This window comes from Pseudohongiella acticola (assembly GCF_001758195.1).
Classification (GTDB): domain Bacteria; phylum Pseudomonadota; class Gammaproteobacteria; order Pseudomonadales; family Pseudohongiellaceae; genus Pseudohongiella; species Pseudohongiella acticola.
Map to the genome: position 1 here is coordinate 1,698,368 of NZ_MASR01000001.1, position 20,195 is coordinate 1,718,562.

The following is a 20,195-nucleotide window of genomic DNA, read 5'->3' on the forward strand; positions in this document are numbered from 1 at the left end:
TAGCGAACTGTTGTCAATCGCTGAGCGCTCAGACCTGACCTTCTATCGTCGCTGCCAGAGGCACATCGGTCGCCACTGGCAGGCTGCCCGGACCATTCTGCCGAAGTTGCACCAAATAGAACAGAATCGACGCAACACCAACGACCAGACCGGCAACCACGCCAACATCAACCATACTGCGCCATGGTTGCGGCAGCAGCCTGACCATAAAAACAAAGGTCAGAATCATGCTAGTCAGCGCAATCGACAGAATTCTGCGACGGGTGGTGGCATGGATGTATCCCATGCAATACAGAGGTGCCAGCAGTACATGGACAGGCCTGGGGTTATTGGCAAGATAGTTGGCTCGAACCACTACCCGAGGTGCAAACGCCAGATGAAAACCTTTGTAGCCTTCTGCCCAGACCATATAGACCAGCCACACCAACACCAGTCCCCATTGCCAGACCGTCAACGGATAGCCGCCCAGCTCCAGTGCCACGCCACCCAGGCGCACAATGGCAAAGCTCAGCAGTAACAGAATGCCTCCAACTCCCCAGACAAATCCAAATGTTCTCACAGACCACAGCTCTCGCGTAAACGGTAAGCGCTCTGGCAGAAAGCTGCTTACGATGACTAAAGCCGCCATTATAGCCGCTTTAGGCGGCTCACTCCTAGCGCGCTGCTGTCAGACCCTGATGCGTATGCGACGGGCGTCGCCAGCAGGTCTTCCTGACTACGCAGCAGTTCCTGCATCAGCACCCGAACGCTGTCCAGATCGTGACATTGCCTGAGTATTTTCCGCAACCGCCAGTTGATATTCAGACTCTGTTGCCGGCTATCGTGACCATGTGTGTGTTCGCGCACAGCGTCGTGCCGTCCTGGACGCGAACTGTCTCCGTCCAGGCTGGCATAAAGGCTGTTTATCATGCGCCTGGCATTACCAGGTGTCTGCCAGGCCGCTGCCTGGTCCAGCATCCGGCAAAGACTGCGATGGGCACGCCGCATCACTGCCACCGGTGGGCGCTGCTGCACCTGACAGGCGTCAATCATGACCCAAACCAGCGACTCTATGGTCTGGATCCTCAGGACACGAGCGCCCTTTAACAGTAAGCGCAGTTCATTCAGCATTTCCGGTTGCACCTCTGCCGCCCAGTTGGGTGCAACAGACATAGACGGCAGCAGCCGCAATCCCGAGGCGAGGGCGTGGTGTACAGACAGACCGTTAAAGTCATCCTGCTCCGTATCCAGCTCCAGTACCGCTGCCTGCCAGCAGCGCCCGGCTGTCAAAGCCAGGCGTGACTCAAGCATCAGGATTTGCCGCAGACAACCCGCCGCATCAGGATGACCTGCAGCCCATGCAGACATTGCATCCAGCATAAACCTTAGCGTTTGCTGTTCGACAGCCGTCTGCACAGGTAACTGATGGCAATAGCCGATACAGCGATAGACGCTGCCAACCAGCACCAGCCAGACGTCCAACGCCTTGTCACCAACCTGTCCCGGGCTGTCTGCGCCTTGACTGGCCGCCGAATTCAGATAACCGCCAACCAGCATACGCAGGTGCACCAGCAGGCGGTAACAGTCGATACCAAGATCACGCCAGATCATGGTGGTCGAAGGCATTTTCTGGCTGGCTTGCACCAACGTCGCTAACGTGTGGGCAAGTTCGTCAGACAACGCAGGCACAGCCAGTGACAATGCCGGCTCAAGAAGTGGATCCAGCCCCTTGGTGCCGGGCTCGCCCAGCAGTGTCCACTTCATCAGCAACACCCGCTTCAATACCCGCTTCAAGCTTGCTGGTGTTGCTGCACTCTCCTCTGCCTGAAGATGAAGAATGACGCCACAATCATTGATAATGGCGTCAGCCAGCTCAGCGATGAGATCCGGTTTATTGTGTCTCTTGTCGCCGATAGCCAGTACAGCTCTGACCGAACGGCTCAGCTGTATTGCCCGCCAGATAAATTTGCGAATAGCGAGGACCTGCTCCTCAGACTCCGGCTCGTCGCCCGTATTGGCTGTGCGCGGGTAAGTTCGCAGATGCCGGTCCAGCTCCAGCCCGATAACCTGTTTCCAGTCCCGACAATCACACGTCCCGAAGGCACTGGCGTGACCTGCCTGCGCCAGGCTGGACTGCAAATGCAGTACGGCCTTGAGCAGTTCAATAGCTGTCAGGTCCTGCGGCGGAGAATTTCGATCGGCGATACGCAGGCCACACCTGGGTAATGATTCCGGCAAAAAACTGCTGGCGCGCTGAACATCCACATACAGCGGCCAGGCTTGTCTGAGCCAGGTTACCGGGTGCTGTGTGGCGGGGCCATCCGGGCTGTCTGCTGCTTCCCCGGAGACTGGTGCCGTGGCGCTCGCTGCGGCCGTGCACTGCTGCAGCGATACCAGCAAAACCTGCCGTAAATATTCGCTTGCCAGTGGCCGGTTCAACAACTCGCGGCACTGAAGTACTTTACGCAGTAGACGTTTCAGCACCGCCGATGGCTGGCTGGCGTGACCATCGGCCAGGCGTATGTAACGCCCCACATGACGGCAATACCGCGACAATGCGCTGTCGGCGACAAAACATGCCACTGCCTCGATTCGACCAGATCCGGCCAATAACGCCTGCCACGCACGCTCCTCCGACGACCCGGTCAGTGCTGACTGACCACAACGTTGCATTGCAGCAAGCTCCACATCCATGACCCCTTGAAGCGCAGCCTCCGCTGCATCAGGCGCAAGCATTGTCACCTGCCGTTGCGTGCAGAATCCGCGCCAGATGTGCAGTGAAATCCGCCGCACTGAGTCTGCGGGAGAGTGTCCATTCGATGCCCCGGGAACGGGCCCACAGACTGTCTGCCAGTTCCCCGCGATCACTGAGCAGCACTGACCTGCCCAGGCCTCTGGACTGCAGCCAGACAGCAAGACTGAAGCCGTTCCCCTGCTCTCTCACCAACTCAACAAGACACAATGCCGGCTTCAACGAGTCAGCACCACGTCTGTGCGCCGACATCGACAACGCCTCACGAACCTCGGCCAGGTCTCTCGCCTGCCATGTCCGGTAGCCCTGACAACGCAAAAAATCACAGAGCGCCTGACGTTGCCAGTCATTCTCGTCAACAACAAGGATCAATGTCATCAGGCCGCTGTCTCGTTTCGCTGCGCTGGGTTCTGCGACATCACCGACAGTGCCTGCCTGAACTCATCCATACGGAAGGGCAATGGCAGACAGCCATTGGCGCCGGCCATGTCTGCTTGTGCCTGGTCCAGCAGCGAATGCTCCTTCCCCATCAGAATGACCGGCAGTGAACTGAAGTCCGGGCACTGTCGAATCAGACTGCAGACCTGGGTTCCGCTCAGCCTTGGCAGCTCAGAAGCAATCAACAACAGGTCAGGCCGCCATTCAGGCAGACGACACAGGACCTCAAAGCCGTCGTCTGCGTTGACCACCTCAAAGTCCTGCGCCTGCAACATTTCTTCCATACATTCACGTACATGTGCACCGGCTTCTGCCAATAGCACCCGGAATGGCCTCGCCGTCTCGTCCCGCGGAATTGCATCAATCACAACAAATCCTCCCTGATCTCCGTTTTAACAATCACCTGCAAACGTTGTAGCACAGGGCCAGCGCTGCTGCCCGGAGCAAACATGCTATGATACTGATAATCGTATTGACCCCTGGGCAAGAGGCTGAACCATGCACCTGAAAGTCGGCATCGTGATGGATCCCATCGCAGATATTACCTACAAAAAAGACACCAGCCTGGCGATGCTGGTCGCCGCTCAGGAGCGCGGCTGGGAGCTGCATTACATGGAGCAGGGAGACCTGTACCTGAATGGGGAAACTGCCATGGGGTCAATGCGGCCGCTGTCAGTGGCCTATGATCCGGACCACTGGCATACCCTGGGTGAGGCCAGCGACCGGCCCCTGGCCGATCTCGACGTGATCCTGATGCGAAAAGATCCGCCGTTCGACAGCAACTATATCTACTCAACCTATCTGTTGGAACGCGCCGAACAGGCGGGTACGCTGATCGTCAACAAACCGCAGTCCCTGCGCGACTGCAATGAAAAGATGTATGCCACCCAGTTTCCGCAATGCTGCCCACCGCTGCTGGTCAGCAGCCGCGCGGACAAACTGAAGGCGTTTCACAAAGAACACGGCGATGTCATCTTCAAACCGCTGGATGGCATGGGCGGCAGTTCGATTTTCCGGATCCGGGCTGACGATACCAATATCAGTGTCATCATTGAAATGCTGACCGGTCACGGACGCAACCCGATCATGGCCCAGCGCTACATCCCCGAGATCGTCAAAGGTGACAAACGCATTCTGCTGATTGACGGTGAGCCCGTACCATACGCCCTGGCAAGAGTGCCCGCCATCGGCGAAAGCCGCGGCAATCTGGCGGCCGGCGGCAGCGGTATCGCCCAGCCCCTGTCTGATCGCGACAAATGGATTTGCGCTCAGGTGAGAGAAAGTGTCCGCGCCAAAGGTCTCATGTTTGTCGGGCTGGATGTGATCGGTGACTACCTGACCGAAATCAACGTCACCAGCCCAACCTGTATCCGCGAAATCGACGCGGCATACGATCTTGATATAGCCGGCCAGCTCATGGACTGCATCGCGGCTAAATTGGCAACAGACAAGAAGTAGATAACCGGAACTCTCTGGCGCAATGACAAACGACAGCAACGTACAGAACACAAAGCAGATCAAGTCAGCTCCGGGCAGTTCAGGGCAGAGCAGCGGACTGGCACAGGAACGCTTTGGTTTCACCATATTTCTGTCCGCCTGCCTGCATGTCATCATCATCGCTGGCGTGGGTTTCAGCTTCCTAAGCGAAAGTCGCAGCGTACCGGCCATTGAAATTACGCTGGCGCAATATCGCAGCGAACGACCGCCAGAACTGGCGGATTTTATTGCCCAGGAAAATCAGCTCGGCAGCGGCTCCGTTGACGAAAATGTAGCGCCAGCAACACCAGTGGAGTCGCAGTTCCATGATGAAATCATACAGGAAGTGCAACCCATTCCCTCGCCCGCGGCATCGGCTCAACAGATGCAGGACAATCGCATTCTGACCAGCACCGACGCCGACGACCAGTTGCGTCAGCAAACCGAATCACAGCAGCCCAGCGACAGCAGCGTGCTCTCGGAGCACTCCACACCACAGGACATTTCACTGGCCATCGCCAGCCTGCAGGCGCAGCTGGATGTGCAGCAACAGGAATACGCCAGGCGACCACGGCGCTACACCATTTCATCTGCTTCTACCCAGCAACGCCACGACGCCCTGTATCTGGACAACTGGCGTAAACGTATTGAGCTGGTCGGCAACGAACATTACCCGCAACAGGCGCGGCAGGATGGCATCTTCGGCAGCCTGCGCATGCTGGTGTCGATCCGCCCTGACGGCAGCGTGCAGGAGATCCGGGTGCTGCAGGGGTCAGGCGAACAGGTGCTGGACCAGGCCGCCGTTGATATTGTGCGACTGGCCGCGCCCTTTGACGAATTTCCGGCCGAGTTGCGCGGTGAAGTCGACCTGCTGGAAATCATTCGTACCTGGCGCTTTCGTCCTGGCAATGCATTCAGCAGCAATTGAACTACAGCAGCCAGTAATACCTTCGCCGGGTAACATACACCTGACAGTAACGGGAGTCCGTAAGTAATGAGCCATGATTCTGATGCTGATAATACACGTCCAGACGATGCCAGCGAAAACGCTGCCAGTACCGGCAACGCCAGCTGTTTTGAGAACCACTTCCTGATCGCGATGCCGCACCTGAAAGACCCGAACTTTAACGGCTCGGTCACCTACTTGTGGAAACATGACAATGAGGGCGCGCTGGGCCTGGTGATCAACAGACCGTCCAAACTGATGATACCCGACCTGATGGATGAACTGGGTATCACCATCAAAGAGGACTTCCTGGCCCGTCTTCAGGACAGCAGTATTCTTACTGGCGGACCGGTGGAGCGCAACAAGGGCTTTATTCTGCACGAAGCCGGCACGGAGTGGGACTACACGCTGGCGGTAAACGACGACATCAGCCTGTCCATGTCGCGGGATATTCTGCAGGAAATCGCCGATGGCGGTGGTCCGTCGCGCTACCTGGTAACACTGGGCTGCGCCGGCTGGGACGCCGGACAGCTGGAACAGGAAGTCAGTGACAATGTCTGGTTGACCGTGCCTGCCAACAACGAGCTGTTATTCTCCACGGACTATGACAACAAGGCGGCAGAAGCAGCTGCCATTCTTGGTGTAAGCCTGAGTCAACTGGCATCCTTGGCCGGGCATTCCTGAACCTGAAGGCACACACCATGGAGCGTTACCCGCAGAAATACACCAAAGCACTGAAGGTGCTTGCGTTTGATTTTGGCACCAAGCGAATCGGAGTTGCCTACGGCCAGAGCCTGACCGGCACCGCCCAGGCGGTGGGAGTTATCAGGGCAAACGATGGCATTCCTGACTGGAACGAACTGGAAGCGCTGGTAAACAACTGGCAACCAGACGTTTTTGTTGTTGGTCTGCCGTTTAATATGGACGACAGCGAAAGCGAGTTGCTGTTACGCGCCCAAAAATTTGGCAAGCGCCTGAATGGCCGTCTGCACAAACCCTGTTTTGGTGTTGATGAACGCCTGACCTCATTTGAGGCACGAGGCGAGATGCTGCGCGGCGAATCCAGCGGAGAAGTGGACGCACTGGCCGCGCGTCTGATCCTGGAAGCATGGCTGGATGGATTGCCTCCGCTGGCGGCAACTGCGGATTGATCAGATCATCCTGAAGGCCAGTTGACCCACGCCTTCGATTGTTGCCTCCACCGCATCACCTCTGTCCACTGCCCCGACACCGGCAGGCGTGCCGGTAAAAATGATGTCGCCAGGCTGCAACGTATAGTAGGTCGACAGCTCGGCAATAATCTCATCCACTTTCCAGATCATATCGGACAGATCACCCTGCTGCCTGGCCTGCCCATTCAATGTGAGCGTGATGGCGCCTTTTTCAAGCCAGCCGCAATCTTCCAATGCTACCAATTCGGAAACTGGCCCCGATGCATCAAAACCTTTTGCCGTGTCCCAGGGTCGCCCCTGTTTCTTGGCCTCCGCCTGCAGATCCCGTCGGGTAAAATCGATACCAACGCCGTAGGCAAACACACAGGCACGCGCAGCCGCCAGTGTCAGCGACGCGCCACCTTGATGCAGTGCCACCACCAACTCGGCTTCATGATGCAGATCCTGAGTTCGCGGCGGGTAGGGAACCGTTCCATCAGGCCTCCATACCGCCGCGGCCGGTTTACTAAAAAAGAAAGGCGCCTCGCGGCTGGGATCAGCGCCCATTTCTTTGGCATGCTCTGCGTAGTTGCGACCCACACAGAAAACCCGACCGACCGGAAAGCGTGTCTCACGCCCCCGAATCGGCAGACTGGCAACAGCTAAATCAAATTCAGTTTTCAATCGCTTACCTCGACACATATTTAAAGAACTCAAATCGGGGCGCCGGGCGGCATGGCCAGCGGCGCCGACAGCAGACTATCCTGACTGGCATTATCAGACCAGTTCTCCAGCTCGGCAAGCGCCATGCGGTAATGTGCGCGCCAACTGTTGTCCGTGGTCTCGTCTACAGCCGAATCAAGCCAGTCTTCCAGATCCTGCAGCGTCGAATTCACCGCCGCCTTCACCTGATTGTCAGTTTCGTCTGAACGCAGCAGCGCCAGCAAACGGTAAAGCGTGACATTGTTGACGGCCTGTTGCACACGTCCCGACTGCCCCGCCGACTTTTCAGCGAACCAGCTGTTGTTCATGACGCGGTCAAAGACATCGTGGATGGACGGCAGGGTTGGGTCCAGGCTGTTCAGATTGACCAGCCGTGCCAGTCGTTCGGCCTGCAGTATCCCGCTCAGTGTATGATCCGCTGCCGTTTCGGCAATGGCAGCAAAATCCAGTCCCAGAGAGGTTCGCAAGGGAAAACTTTCCCGGTTGCGCGAATAGCCCAGCGGTTTGGGCGGAATCGCTGCCAGAGTCTCTGGTGACAGCGCCAGCGCACTCGGTGTCAGTGTGTTCATCAGGGCATCCAATGCCCGCATCTGATCCTCAGCACTGATCGGCGTGATCTGCTCTGGCTGGGCATTTTCACCGTCGTAGATACTGTATTCGTAGTAGATGCCGCCAATCAGTCGGTGAACCGCTTCCACCTGGTATCGGTGCAGAAAGTAGAGCGGCACCAGAATTTCTTCCAGCTCCGCGTAGGGTTGCCCAGCACGCAGGTTCTGCGCGCCAAAACGTTCAAGCGCAGAGCCGCGCACAGCCAGCAGGCGCTCCAGCTCCGTCACCGGGTCGGCGCCGTTGTCCCACATATGAGCCAGCGGGTGGGCACCGCCGGGAGCACGGCTGTCAGCGTCGGAGATAAAATGCAGCCCGGCATCGCGGTTTTCCTGCAGTGTTGTGGACAGACCAACGGATTCTTCCAGCGCGGTAGCGTAGTCAGCATAACCATATTTTATGGTCTGGAAATCCCACTGTCCCAGTCCGATATCGTAGGCATTAAGCGCATCGAGAACACCGTTGTCACTGATTTCCAGTGCCGGGTGCGGATAGTCCATCACCGACGCGCGCGCATTAACACTGGCCGCGAAATTGTGGGCAATACCCAGTGTATGCCCGACCTCATGCGCAGACAACTGACGGATACGCGACAACGCCAGCTCCTGGATGGCTTCATCGGAGCCTTCCTGCGCCAGTCCGATCAGCGATTGTGCGATACGATAGTCCTGTCGCACCCGCAACGAGCCCAGCGTGACTTTGCCCTTGATGATCTCCCCGGTTCTGGGATCAGTGACACTCGACCCGTACGACCAGCCACGGGTCGAACGATGCACCCATTGAATCACGTTATAACGAATATCCATGGGATCGGCGTCCTCCGGCAGCATCTCCACCTGAAAGGCATTGTCATAACCAATCGCCTCGAAAGCTTCGTTCCACCAGCGTGCGCCATCCAGCAAAGCGCTACGCACCGGCTCCGGCACACCCGCGTCCAGGTAATACACAATCGGCTCAACCGCTTCGCTGCGTGCTGCTTCCGGGTTTCGTTTTTCCAGGCGATGCCGGGAAATGAAGCGCCGGGTCATGTCCTCGTTAATGGGTGCGGCAAAGTCCTCATAGCTGCGCGACCAGAAACCGGACTCGGGATGAAACGCCCGCGCCCGATAACCGGCTTCAGGCAACTGCACAAAGGAATGGTGCTGACGCACGGTGATGCTGCCTGGCGAGGGTGCCACCGAGCGCACCAGCGCTCCTGGCTGGCTGCCGGCAAACGTAAGCTGTGCCTCAAACTCGGAGTTCAGCGGAAAGTTACGCGTCCGCTCCAGATAAACCGCAGAACGCTGTTTGTCCAGGCTATAGCTGCCCTGCTGGCTCCGTGCCAGTGTGGTGGCGACACCGTGGACATCATTGAGCAGAAAGTCGGTCAGGTCGATCAACACGCGATTGCCTTCAACCGCTTCCACCGCAAATCCGGCCAGAATTGATTCGGCGAAGGCTTCCTGCACAGACAAGCGTTCAGCAGCGCTGTCCGACACCGCCCGGTAATCCAGGTTGATATGTTTCAGAAATACCTTGTTGCCATGGCGCTCAAACTTCACCACACGACCGCCACCAAGTTGACCACGATCCAGGCCAATATCATTGGAGCCGATGCCGGTTGCCAGTGCGCTGGCGTACAGGAATTCTTCATTCCATCGCTCCACCTCCAGCAGAATCTGTCCCGTATTGGGCTGATAATAGAAGTCGAAGTAACCCTCCTGCCGATCTGCCCCCGCAACCACATCCGCGATCGCAGGCGGTGCATCCGCAGCCTGCGCCACACCGGCAAGCATCAGAAACGGCAACAGCAGCACAAAACCCAATTGAGGCAGCATTTTCATTATTGGTTTCCTTTCATGACATCAAAGATTCAAAACAGTGTACCCACACCGAACCACAACGACCATACGTCTTTCAGCCGCTGAACCCTGAATGAGTATTTTTCTCCCCTCTACTCTGGAAATTGGCAGCATTCAGAAACATTCTCAGGGCTCACTCTACTCTAAGAATCGTTCTCAGGACCGGTCAGGCGAGGCAAAGTCTGACGACAGAAGCGGAGTTTACTTATAGTAAATGAGCATTCTGGCGTCTGACTTTAACGAAGCATCACCGGCCCTGAGGACGTTTCACGCGAGATAGCTGCGCAGGCGTGGATTCATGTCGTTTCGGCGGACAAGCTGTTCCAGCGCCCACTGATACTGACGGGGCACCTCGCGCAAAAAGCGCACTGCATCCCCGTCCAGCACCGCCAACGGTATGCCGTCACGGTACAACACCCGGTTACGATTGTTGCGCGCCAGCTTTACATCGGGCAGAAACAGCGGCAAATGGTTAACCGGGTCGGTCGCGGCCAGGCTGCAGTATTGCGAGTCATCGAAGTCAGTGCCCGCTTCGGTCTTACTTTTGGCGCGCAATGGCGCAATGGTTTCTGGCAAGGCAAACTGTTCGCCGCCCAGACCTTCAATAAAGCGGCCGCCGCGCAAGGTGCCACGTAACTCGAAACGCCGCAGCACCGGCAGCAGGTCGCGCCAGGCAGGTGCGCAGGATTCGCGCGACAGAATCTGACGACTGACCACACCCCAGCGCCGCAGATAAATCATGACCAGCTCCTCCAGTGCCTCGGTGTCCAACGCCGTGGTTGGGTCCGGCTCCGGGATCAGGGACCAGCGTCCCGCCTCTTCGATGCCGAAACCGCCGCGCCGACCCCGTTGACGACTGCTGCCCCGATTGGAAGGCTTGCGTGACTCCGGTGTCAGCAGGGCCCGCAGTCCAGTAAAGCTGTCACTGGTCAGCAGACCGTTGGCCACCAGCTCTGCCAGTGCCTGTTCCAGCTGTGCTGGCAACAGGCCGCTGTGCTGTTTGATGTCAGTAAAAAAACTGGCGCCGCGCTGGCGCAGTGTGTCCAGCGCCTGTTTTGCTGGCGCAGAAAGCTGGGGCTGGTGCGCCACCGCCGGCGCCGACAGACTCTGCCAGATAGCCATGTTCTGGCGTGAGCAAAGGGTCATCGGCGTCGCCTTGATGGGCCCGGCGCTGCGCCGGCTGCCTGAACGTACTGCCGTTAATTGCGCTGGCGGTGTGTAGCGACCCCATACCACGCGCCCGCTGATACACATCATGTCCAGCCAGGATGGGTCATACATGCCCAGTCGGGCCGGAATGATTTCGCCTTCCCACGCAGCGGCAGGTGCGGCCATGCCATCGAGCCGCTCCAGCGTTCGTTCCAGCACGGCCTGGCCCTCGGCCATGGAGGGTAGCGGCACCGGTCGCGGCGTCAGGGTCTGCAACCTGATTTCATGGTGTTCAAACAGGAAGCGGGTATAGGCCTGCAGTGACACCGGTTTGATGGCATCACGATGGCTGTCGAGCGTATAGCGATGAATTCGCTGCAGCAGACGGCGCTCACACCATTGCAGCGACTCATCGTCCGTATGTCCAATACTGTCTGCACTGAAGCGGCCGCGGAAAGCAAAACCTTCTGCTTCCAGCTTTAACAATGCCTGATCAAGCTGACTGCGCGCCAGTCCGGTCTGCTGTTGCAGATCGGCAACCGTGACCGGGCCCAATACATCCAGCCGGCGCCGCACCAGTATCTGTGCCGCTTCGCCCGGATCCGGACGGGTTGCTGTCATCTCGGCGGGTAGCTCAATGACCGGCTCAAACATCTGGTCAGGCTGCAGGGCGCTGAATATCGGCATCATCTCGGCACTGATGACGTGGCCGCTGGTTTTCACCCGGCACGCCCTGCCCTGGGCAACCAGCTTATCAAATAGTTCGATATGGCGCTTACTGGACAACTCAGCACCGGTAAAGAAACCGGCGCAGTAAAGCGCATCATGCATTTCTTCAACATCGCGCATCAGCGGCCAGGCCTCTTCGCGCACCCGGGCAATGGCTGCCTCATCAAGGCGACTGTAGGCATCCGTTTCCGCCGGGTCAGTCCAGCTGCGATTGCGAATCGCGTTGGTGCGGCGCTCTTCAAACGGTGCATCGTCGAGGAAGGCATAGGGCCGGGCGTTGATAATTTCCTGCGCAAACGGCGACGGTTCGCGCAGGTCCAGCGCCACCAGGTTCAGGGTTTTGTTTTCAATCGCCCGCAGCAGTTCCAGCAAGCCGTCGATATCCATGGCTTCGGTAAGACAGTCATGAATGGTCTGCTGCACCAGTGGATGACCGGGAATTTCACGCTTACCGGTAATATTTTCCTGACAGGCAAGCTGATCCGGAAACACCTGCGCCACCAGGTCTTCTGCATCCATACGCTGGAATTGCGGCGGCACCCGTTTACCGGAACGGTTACGCTGGATGGCCAGCGAACGGGTCGCGTTCCAGCGCCAGCGCACCTCAAACATCGGCGAGTCCAGCAAGGCCTGTGTCAGCACGTCTGTTACCGTGTTGCTGTGCAGATAGGCAAACACTTCCTCCAGGGCAAAGCTGTGCACTGAGCCCAGCGAGATGACAATGCTGTCCTCATTGGCAGCAGCCTGCAGTTCAAAGTTGAAGGTTTTACAGAAGCGTTTGCGTAGCGCCAGACCCCAGGCCTTATTGAGCCGGCTGCCAAAAGGCGCATGTATCACCAGATGCATGTCGCCGACTTCGTCAAAAAAACGTTCCATGACAATATTGTGTTGCGTCGGCATCACCTGCAGGGCGTTGCGGCCCGCGTGCAGGTAGTCAACCAGTTGACTGGCCGCCCCCTGCGGCAGACCCAGTTCACCGGTCAGCCATAGCACAGCCTGCGCCGGGCCTTCATCAGTCAGGTAGTGATCAATGGTTTCCCGCAGCCGCGCGACCGACGATGACAGCTCAAGGGTGCGCCCCGCCGCTTCACCAAACCAGAATGGCACGGTCGGTTTCTGCCCATGCGCGTCACGTACGCGTACTTTAAGACCATCCACTGCCATCATCTGCCAGCTGTGCGAGCCCAATGTAAAAATGTCACCAGGCAGGGTCTCAAGTGCAAAATCTTCGTTGAGATTACCCACCACAATATCATCCGGATCCAGCACCACCTGATAGTCAAACATGTCAGGAATGGCGCCGCCGTTGGTCAGGGCGGTCAGTCGTGCACCGCGCCGGGCGCTGGCACGCTGATTGATACGATCCAGGTGCAGCCAGGCACCACGGCGGCCCAGACGTGTTGAATAACCATCTGCCAGCATTTGCACCAGTCCATCAAAAACGCTGCGCTCCAGCGAACGATACGGCCAGGCGCGTGTCATCAGTGCAAACAGTTCATCCAGTGCCTGCGGCGCCGGGTCTTCATCCTGTCGCGCGGCCAGTTCCGCCACCAGTTGTTGCGACAGAATATCCAGCGGTGCATCCGGCATCAGGATCTTGTCGAGTTCGCCGCGATGGATACTGTCCACCAGCGCAGTGCATTCAGCCAGGTCGTCGCGCGTCAGCGGGAACAGGATACCTTTGGGCGTGCCACCGACTGAGTGGCCGCTTCGGCCAACACGCTGCAGGAAAGTGGCAATGCTTTTGGGTGAGGCAAACTGCACCACCAGATCGACGGCGCCGATGTCGATACCCAGCTCCATGGACGCCGTGGCCACCAGTACTTTCAACTTGCCCGCTTTCAGTTGCTGCTCCGCGCGCAGACGGTGTTCTTTGCTCATGCTGCCATGATGAGAGCTGACCAACTTCACCGCGCCATCACCGGCGATGTTGTCTGCTTCCAGGCGCTCTGCCAGCGCCAACGCCAATCGCTCGGATAAGCGCCGGGTATTCACAAACACCAGCGTGGTCTGGTGGCTGTTGATCAGCTCTACCAGGCGCTCATAAAGTTCCGCCCAGACGTCATTGCTCATTAGTGCCGACAACGGCGATGATGGTACTTCAATACGGATATCGCGCTTGCGATTGTGGCCACTGTCAACAATGACACAGTCATTGGCGCCTGCGGCGAGTGACGATGCACCGACCAGATAGGACGCCACCAGATCAATCGGTTTCTGGGTCGCAGACAGGCCAATGCGCTGCAGCGGGTTGCCCGTCAGCGACTGCAGCCGCTCCAGCGACAACGCCAGATGCGAACCGCGTTTGTCGCCCAGCATGGCGTGAATTTCGTCAATAATGACCGAGGTGACACCGCGCAGCATGTTGCGTCCATGGACGCTGGTCAGCAACAGGTACAGGGATTCCGGTGTGGTCACCAGAATATGCGGGGGGTTCTTCAACATCTTCTGCCGCTCAGCCTGCGGCGTGTCACCGGATCGCACCGCCACCCGAATCCCGGCCGGATGGCAGCCCTGCAGAAACAGTTCATCTTCGATACCGGCCAACGGCACCTGTAGGTTACGTTCGATATCGTTGCTCAGGGCTTTGAGTGGAGACACATACAGAATCCGGGTCTGTGCTGGCAGCGGCGCGCGCTGTGCCTCCTGCACCAGCGTATCAATGGCCGCGTAAAAAGCGGCCAGCGTTTTACCGCTGCCCGTGGGCGCTGCCACCAGGGTATGACGGCCCGCCCGGATTGCCGGCCACGCCTCGGCCTGCGCCGGGGTGGGGACGCCCAGGTTATGCTCAAACCAGGCCCGGCAAGCGGGATGAAAAGACTGCAGCGGCATGGATTAGTCCGGTCTCGTCAGCGTGTTGGCAGGGTAATTGGGAACTACATCGCAAAATATACGTTATTTATCGCATCAGTACAGCCTCGTTGGCCCGGCGCCGTTGACCGGCGCCAGCGATCCGGCTAACGTTAGGTCTGTTTATGCCGTTAAACCCGTCAGCAAAGGTCAGAAACATCAACCGAGGTGGAACTTTTGAGTCCGATAAAATCGTATCTTGTTTCGTTCTGGCGTGAAAACCGGAAATTCCTGCTGATTCTGGCCAGTATCGTCTGTTTCAAAAGCGCCGTCGCTGATCTCAATTCGATTTCCGGCCGCTCCATGCAGCCAACCCTGCTGGATGGCGACAAGGTCTGGGTCAATAAACTCGCCTACGACGTCAAACTGCCCTTTACCGGCATCTCCGTGCTGGCGCTGGCTGAACCTACCCGAGGCGACATTGTCATTATCGACTCCGAAGTTGCCGGCAAACGGCTGGTAAAGCGAATTATCGGGCGACCCGGTGATACCGTTTACATGCGCAACAACCTGCTCGTGGTCAACGACGAAGTGGTCGATTACGAAGTGGTGACCGAGAGCCGCGAAGGTACCATCATCATCGAACATCTGTTTGACGAAACCTACCAGGCCCTGCTCTCCACCCAGGGGGCAAACCGTTCAACCCGCAGCTACGGGCCCGCGCAGGTCCCCGATGATCATTTTTTTGTGCTCGGTGACAACCGCGACAACAGTGCCGACAGCCGACTGTACAACTTCATCCCCCGTGACCAGATAGTGGGTCGCTCCAGCTCGGTCGTGTTTTCCATGGACAGCGACCATGCCTTCCGGCCACGCAGCGGTCGCTTCCTGACAACGCTGGACTGAAGACCCGGCACCCGGCCAAAAACGCACAACAGGGACAAAAAGTACCAAAAGCGACCACGCTCGCCTGTTAAATCCGCCTGCCAGACAGTAAACTACCCGTCTTTTCCAAAGCTGCCATCACACGTCGATATCGCGTCGGGGGAACTTTACCTGTGGGACAACAGACTGCACTGTACGCCAAGCACCTGGAAGCCGGGGCCCGGATCGTTGACTTCGGCGGCTGGGACATGCCCATCCAGTACCAGTCACTGATCGAAGAGCATACTGCAGTGCGCCAGCAGGCGGGCGTTTTCGACGTTTCCCACATGACCATCGTCGACATTGAAGGTGCCGATGCGGAGCCGTGGCTACGCCATCTGCTGGCCAATGATGTGGCGCGGCTCAAGGCAACCGGCGATGCACTTTACACCGGCATGCTGAATGACGCCGGCGGCGTCATCGACGACCTGATTGTCTATCGCATGAACGCCGGCTTCCGCCTGGTGGTCAACTGCGCCACGCGCAAGAAGGACCTGGCCTGGATGCAGAGCCAGCAGGCAGGTTATACGGTGACGCTGACCGAACGCCCGGCGCTGGCCATTTTGGCGGTACAGGGCCCCAAAGCCATAGACATTGTGGCGCAGATCATCAACCAGCGTTTTTCAGATGAAGATTCCAGCCGGGTCAGTGGTCTGAAAAATTTTGCCGGCGTAGAACTGGAACAATGGTTTGTCGCCCGCACTGGTTATACCGGCGAAAACGGCGTCGAAATCATGCTGCCCAACCTTGAAGCACCGCAGATCTGGGATCAGCTGCTGGCGGCAGGGGTCAAACCCATCGGCCTGGGGGCGCGCGATACGCTGCGCCTGGAGGCCGGCATGAATCTGTACGGCCATGACATGGACGAAAATATTTCACCGTTGTCCGCCAATATGGCCTGGACCATTGCCTGGGAGCCCGCCGAGCGCGATTTTATCGGCCGACAGGCCCTGACAGAGCAGCGGAATGCCGCCGACGCCCTTCCCGTGCTGAAGGGGCTGGTGATGGAGGAACGCGGCGTTCTGCGCGAAGGCCTTCGCGTGGAATGCACGATGAGTGACGGCTCCACGCAGGACGGCGTGATTACCAGTGGCACGTTTTCACCCACATTGAAGCATGGCATCGCATTGGCTAGAATTCCGGCTGACACTGAACAGTGTGCTGTCGATATTCGCGGCAAGCTGGTGCCTGTGCGAGTGGTCAAACCCGGCTTTGTTCGTCACGGCAAAAAAATTTTTAGTTAGCCCCAAGTCTTCAGCCCATTTTTACAGCCCGTAATTTGTGCCCGTAATTTTAGAAAGACCCGTAATAACATTTACCATCCAAGCAAGGCCATTACCCGGCCGTTAAGCGATCAACATGAGGAACATCCCGTGAGCGAATTCCCCGATGACCTGAGATATGCCGCCACCCACGAGTGGGTACGCGTTGAAGAAGACGGTAGCGTCACCATTGGTATTTCCGACCATGCACAGGAGTTGCTGGGTGATATCGTTTTTATCGAACTGCCGGAAGAAGGCGCCGTGGTCAGCGCCAAAGACGAAATGAGCGTGGTGGAATCGGTCAAGGCTGCGTCAGACATCTACGCACCGGTCTCGGGTGAAATCATTGCCGTCAATGAAGATCTCACTGACGCGCCTGAAACCATGAACTCTTCGCCCTACAGCGACGGCTGGTTGTGCCGTATTCTGCCCAGCAACCCGGATGAACTGGAAGAACTGCTGGACGCCGACACCTATGCCGGAATGTGTGAATGAACATCAATACGCCCCTGCGATCCCTGCAAGACAACGATACCTTTATCGGTCGTCACATTGGCCCCGATGAAGAACAGATCCAGACCATGTTGGCCGCACTCGGTTACAGCTCCCTGAGCGAACTGACGCGCGCCACGGTACCTGGCAGCATTGCGTTGAACCGTCCGCTGGCACTCGACGAGCCGCACAGCGAACAACAGGCATTGGGTCGCCTCAAGCAATTGGCGCAAAAAAACGTACTCCATCGCTCGTTTATCGGCCTGGGCTACTATGACACGGTGACCCCACCCGTCATTCTGCGTAATGTGCTTGAGAATCCGGGCTGGTACACGGCGTATACGCCCTACCAGCCAGAGATTTCCCAGGGGCGTCTGGAAACACTGCTTGCGTATCAGCAAATGGTACTCGACCTGACCGGCATGGAACTGGCGAATGCGTCATTGCTGGACGAAGCCACGGCCGCAGCAGAAGCCATGGCGTTGGCCAAACGGGTCAGCAAGGCGCGCAGCGCCAATGCATTTTTTGTTGACCAGCGCTGCCTGCCCCAGACCATTGACGTGATCCGCACCCGTGCCGACAGTTTTGGTTTTGAGCTGATCATTGGCCCTGCACAGGATGCCGCCTCGCACAACGTCTTCGGCGCCATTCTGCAATACCCGGATGCTGATGGTCATATCGAGGATATCAGCGACGTCATCAAGGCACTGCAGGCCAACCAGGCCGTCGCCTGTGTCGCCGCGGACCTGATGAGCCTGGCGCTGTTGACCGCACCCGGTGAGATGGGCGCAGATGTTGTGGTTGGCAACACCCAGCGCTTTGGCGTGCCGATGGGTTTTGGCGGTCCGCATGCAGCCTATTTCGCCACCAAGGATGAATACAAACGTGCCGTGCCCGGCCGCATTATCGGTGTATCCATTGATGCCCGCGGCAAGCAGGCGTTTCGCATGTCATTGCAGACCCGCGAGCAGCATATCCGCCGCGAAAAAGCCAACAGCAATATCTGCACAGCGCAGGTGCTGCTGGCCAACATTGCCGCCATGTACGCCATGTATCATGGCCCTGAAGGTGTGCGCCGCATTGCGCTGCGCATTCACCGACTAACCCGGGTGCTGGCCAGCGGCCTGTACAAAAAAGGTATCAAGGGCAACAACAGCTTCTTTGATACGCTGACGCTGGAACTGTCCGCCGAGCAACGCAGCGCCGTGCTGGCGCGCGCCGCTCAACAGGGCATCAACCTGCGCACGCAGACCAGCGACACCAGCGTTGGTATCAGCCTGGACGAATGCAGCACGGTGCAGGACATTGAAACCCTGTGGCAGGTGCTGCTGGGGTCCGATGCCACCGACCTGAGCGTGACCGGTGTCGATGCCGACCTGAGCGACAATGACAGACTCGGTATTCCGGCGACGCTGCAACGACAGTCAGCGTACCTGCAGCATCCGATGTTCAATCGTTACCACAACGAAACCGACATGCTGCGTTATCTCAAGCGTATGGAGAACCGCGACCTGTCGCTGGCTCACGCCATGATTCCGCTCGGCTCTTGCACCATGAAACTCAATGCGACAGCAGAAATGCTGCCCATCACCTGGCCTGAATTCAGCAAGCCGCACCCATTTGTGCCGCGCGATCAGGTCAGTGGTTATATCCAGATGATTGAAGAGCTGGAAGCCATGCTGGCCGAGATCTGCGGCTTTGATGCCGTCAGCATGCAGCCAAACTCCGGCGCCCAGGGCGAATACGCCGGCCTGCTGGCTATCCGCAAATATCTGGACAGTAAAGACCAGCAGCAACGCAATGTGTGCCTGATCCCCAGCTCGGCGCACGGCACCAACCCTGCCAGCGCTCAGATGCTGAGCATGAAAGTGGTGGTGGTCGCCTGCGACAACAAAGGCAACATTGATGTTGAGGATCTGCGCGCCAAGGCAGAGAAACATCGCGACACGCTGGCGGCGCTGATGATCACATACCCGTCCACCCACGGTGTGTTTGAAGAAGCCGTGCGTGAAATCTGCAAGATTGTGCATGATCACGGCGGCCAGGTTTACATGGACGGCGCCAACCTCAATGCCCAGGTCGGGGTTTCACGTCCGGGCGACATTGGTGCCGACGTTTCCCACGTTAACCTGCACAAGACTTTCTGTATTCCCCACGGTGGTGGCGGCCCTGGCATGGGGCCCATTGGCATAAAACAACACCTGGCACCCTTTGTGTCAAACCATGCGGTTGTCAAACTGGACGGCCCGCAGGCAGGTAACAGCGCGGTCTCGGCAGCGCCCTGGGGCAGTGCCAGCATTCTGCCCATTTCCTGGATGTACATCAGCATGATGGGCGCCGCCGGTCTGCTGAAAGCAACCCAGGTGGCCATCCTCAGTGCCAACTACATTGCGCGCCAGCTTGATGGGCATTACCCGGTGCTGTACACCGGCCAGAATGGCCGTGTCGCGCATGAATGCATCATTGACCTGCGCCCCCTGAAGGCAAGCTCGGGCATCACCGAGGAAGACATCGCCAAGCGTCTGATGGATTATGGTTTCCATGCACCGACGATGTCATTCCCGGTTCCCGGCACCCTGATGATTGAACCCACCGAAAGCGAACCACTGGAAGAGATCGATCGCTTCATCGAAGCCATGATCTGCATTCGCCAGGAAATCGCACGAGTTGAATCGGGTGCGCTGGACGCTGACAACAACATGCTCAAACATGCGCCACATACGCTGGCAGACATCATGGATGAGGGCTGGGAGCGTTCGTACAGCAAAGTGGAAGCCGCGTTTCCGGTTGACTCACTGCGCGACAACAAGTTCTGGCCGGCCGTCAATCGCATCGACAATGTCTACGGCGACCGTAACCTGTTCTGTGCCTGCCCCGCCATGGACTCTTATACCTGAGTGTCCGCAACAGCGTGGCAGGTGATTTTTTGAGGCAGCA

Annotated in this window: 15 protein-coding genes; 8 read left to right on the top strand and 7 right to left on the bottom strand. The window is 57.9% G+C overall.

The annotated features are described in order from the left end of the window. Positions 1-28: 28 nt before the first annotated feature. The 4 genes from PHACT_RS07160 to PHACT_RS07175 all read right to left on the bottom strand — a co-directional run bounded on the left by PHACT_RS07160 (position 29) and on the right by PHACT_RS07175 (position 3,537). Entirely contained in the window at positions 29-559 is a 531-nt protein-coding gene (locus PHACT_RS07160) for a hypothetical protein (protein WP_139141465.1), read from the bottom strand. A gap of 68 nt (positions 560-627) precedes the next feature. Beyond that, on the bottom strand, positions 628-2,715 hold the full coding sequence (locus PHACT_RS07165; protein WP_070116554.1) for a hypothetical protein: 2,088 nt from the start codon (positions 2,713-2,715) through the stop codon (positions 628-630). Then, positions 2,702-3,109, bottom strand: a complete 408-nt coding sequence (locus tag PHACT_RS07170) for a response regulator (RefSeq protein ID WP_070116555.1) — start codon at positions 3,107-3,109, stop codon at positions 2,702-2,704. The genes PHACT_RS07165 and PHACT_RS07170 overlap by 14 nt, the downstream gene beginning before the upstream one ends. Further along, entirely contained in the window at positions 3,109-3,537 is a 429-nt protein-coding gene (locus PHACT_RS07175; protein ID WP_070116556.1) for a response regulator, read from the bottom strand. The genes PHACT_RS07170 and PHACT_RS07175 overlap by 1 nt, the downstream gene beginning before the upstream one ends. 130 nt (positions 3,538-3,667) lie before the next feature. Here PHACT_RS07175 and gshB point away from each other — a divergent pair, with 130 nt between their 5' ends. From gshB to ruvX, 4 genes are all read left to right on the top strand, one after another. Further along, on the top strand, positions 3,668-4,627 hold the full coding sequence (gene gshB, locus PHACT_RS07180; protein ID WP_070116557.1) for a glutathione synthase: 960 nt from the start codon (positions 3,668-3,670) through the stop codon (positions 4,625-4,627). Between the two features lie 22 nt (positions 4,628-4,649). Then, positions 4,650-5,573: an energy transducer TonB gene (locus PHACT_RS07185; RefSeq protein WP_083264413.1), complete on the top strand. Its 924-nt coding sequence runs from the start codon at positions 4,650-4,652 to the stop codon at positions 5,571-5,573. A 66-nt stretch (positions 5,574-5,639) separates the two neighbouring features. Next, positions 5,640-6,275: a YqgE/AlgH family protein gene (locus tag PHACT_RS07190; protein WP_083264414.1), complete on the top strand. Its 636-nt coding sequence runs from the start codon at positions 5,640-5,642 to the stop codon at positions 6,273-6,275. 17 nt (positions 6,276-6,292) lie between these two features. After that, a complete protein-coding gene (ruvX, locus tag PHACT_RS07195; protein ID WP_070116558.1) occupies positions 6,293-6,742 on the top strand; it encodes a Holliday junction resolvase RuvX in 450 nt (149 codons plus the stop codon). Here ruvX and PHACT_RS07200 read toward each other — a convergent pair whose 3' ends face one another. The 3 genes from PHACT_RS07200 to PHACT_RS07210 all read right to left on the bottom strand — a co-directional run bounded on the left by PHACT_RS07200 (position 6,743) and on the right by PHACT_RS07210 (position 14,622). Continuing rightward, on the bottom strand, positions 6,743-7,426 hold the full coding sequence (locus PHACT_RS07200; RefSeq protein ID WP_245730621.1) for a fumarylacetoacetate hydrolase family protein: 684 nt from the start codon (positions 7,424-7,426) through the stop codon (positions 6,743-6,745). Between the two features lie 29 nt (positions 7,427-7,455). Next, positions 7,456-9,894: a zinc-dependent metalloprotease gene (locus PHACT_RS07205; protein ID WP_070116560.1), complete on the bottom strand. Its 2,439-nt coding sequence runs from the start codon at positions 9,892-9,894 to the stop codon at positions 7,456-7,458. A gap of 285 nt (positions 9,895-10,179) precedes the next feature. Then, positions 10,180-14,622: a DNA glycosylase AlkZ-like family protein gene (locus PHACT_RS07210; RefSeq protein ID WP_070116561.1), complete on the bottom strand. Its 4,443-nt coding sequence runs from the start codon at positions 14,620-14,622 to the stop codon at positions 10,180-10,182. A gap of 195 nt (positions 14,623-14,817) precedes the next feature. Here PHACT_RS07210 and lepB point away from each other — a divergent pair, with 195 nt between their 5' ends. The 4 genes from lepB (at position 14,818) to gcvP (ending at position 20,155) form a co-directional block, all read left to right on the top strand. After that, complete coding sequence (gene lepB / locus PHACT_RS07215) at positions 14,818-15,486, top strand: signal peptidase I (protein ID WP_245730623.1); 669 nt, start codon at positions 14,818-14,820, stop codon at positions 15,484-15,486. A 152-nt stretch (positions 15,487-15,638) separates the two neighbouring features. After that, complete coding sequence (gcvT, locus tag PHACT_RS07220) at positions 15,639-16,748, top strand: glycine cleavage system aminomethyltransferase GcvT (RefSeq protein ID WP_070116562.1); 1,110 nt, start codon at positions 15,639-15,641, stop codon at positions 16,746-16,748. A 129-nt stretch (positions 16,749-16,877) separates the two neighbouring features. Then, entirely contained in the window at positions 16,878-17,261 is a 384-nt protein-coding gene (gene gcvH, locus PHACT_RS07225) for a glycine cleavage system protein GcvH (protein ID WP_070116563.1), read from the top strand. Further along, positions 17,258-20,155 carry an aminomethyl-transferring glycine dehydrogenase gene (gene gcvP, locus PHACT_RS07230; protein WP_070116564.1) on the top strand — a complete coding sequence of 966 codons (2,898 nt, stop codon included), beginning with the start codon at positions 17,258-17,260 and terminating at the stop codon, positions 20,153-20,155. Before gcvH ends, gcvP begins: the two co-directional genes overlap by 4 nt. The last annotated feature ends 40 nt before the right edge of the window (positions 20,156-20,195 follow it).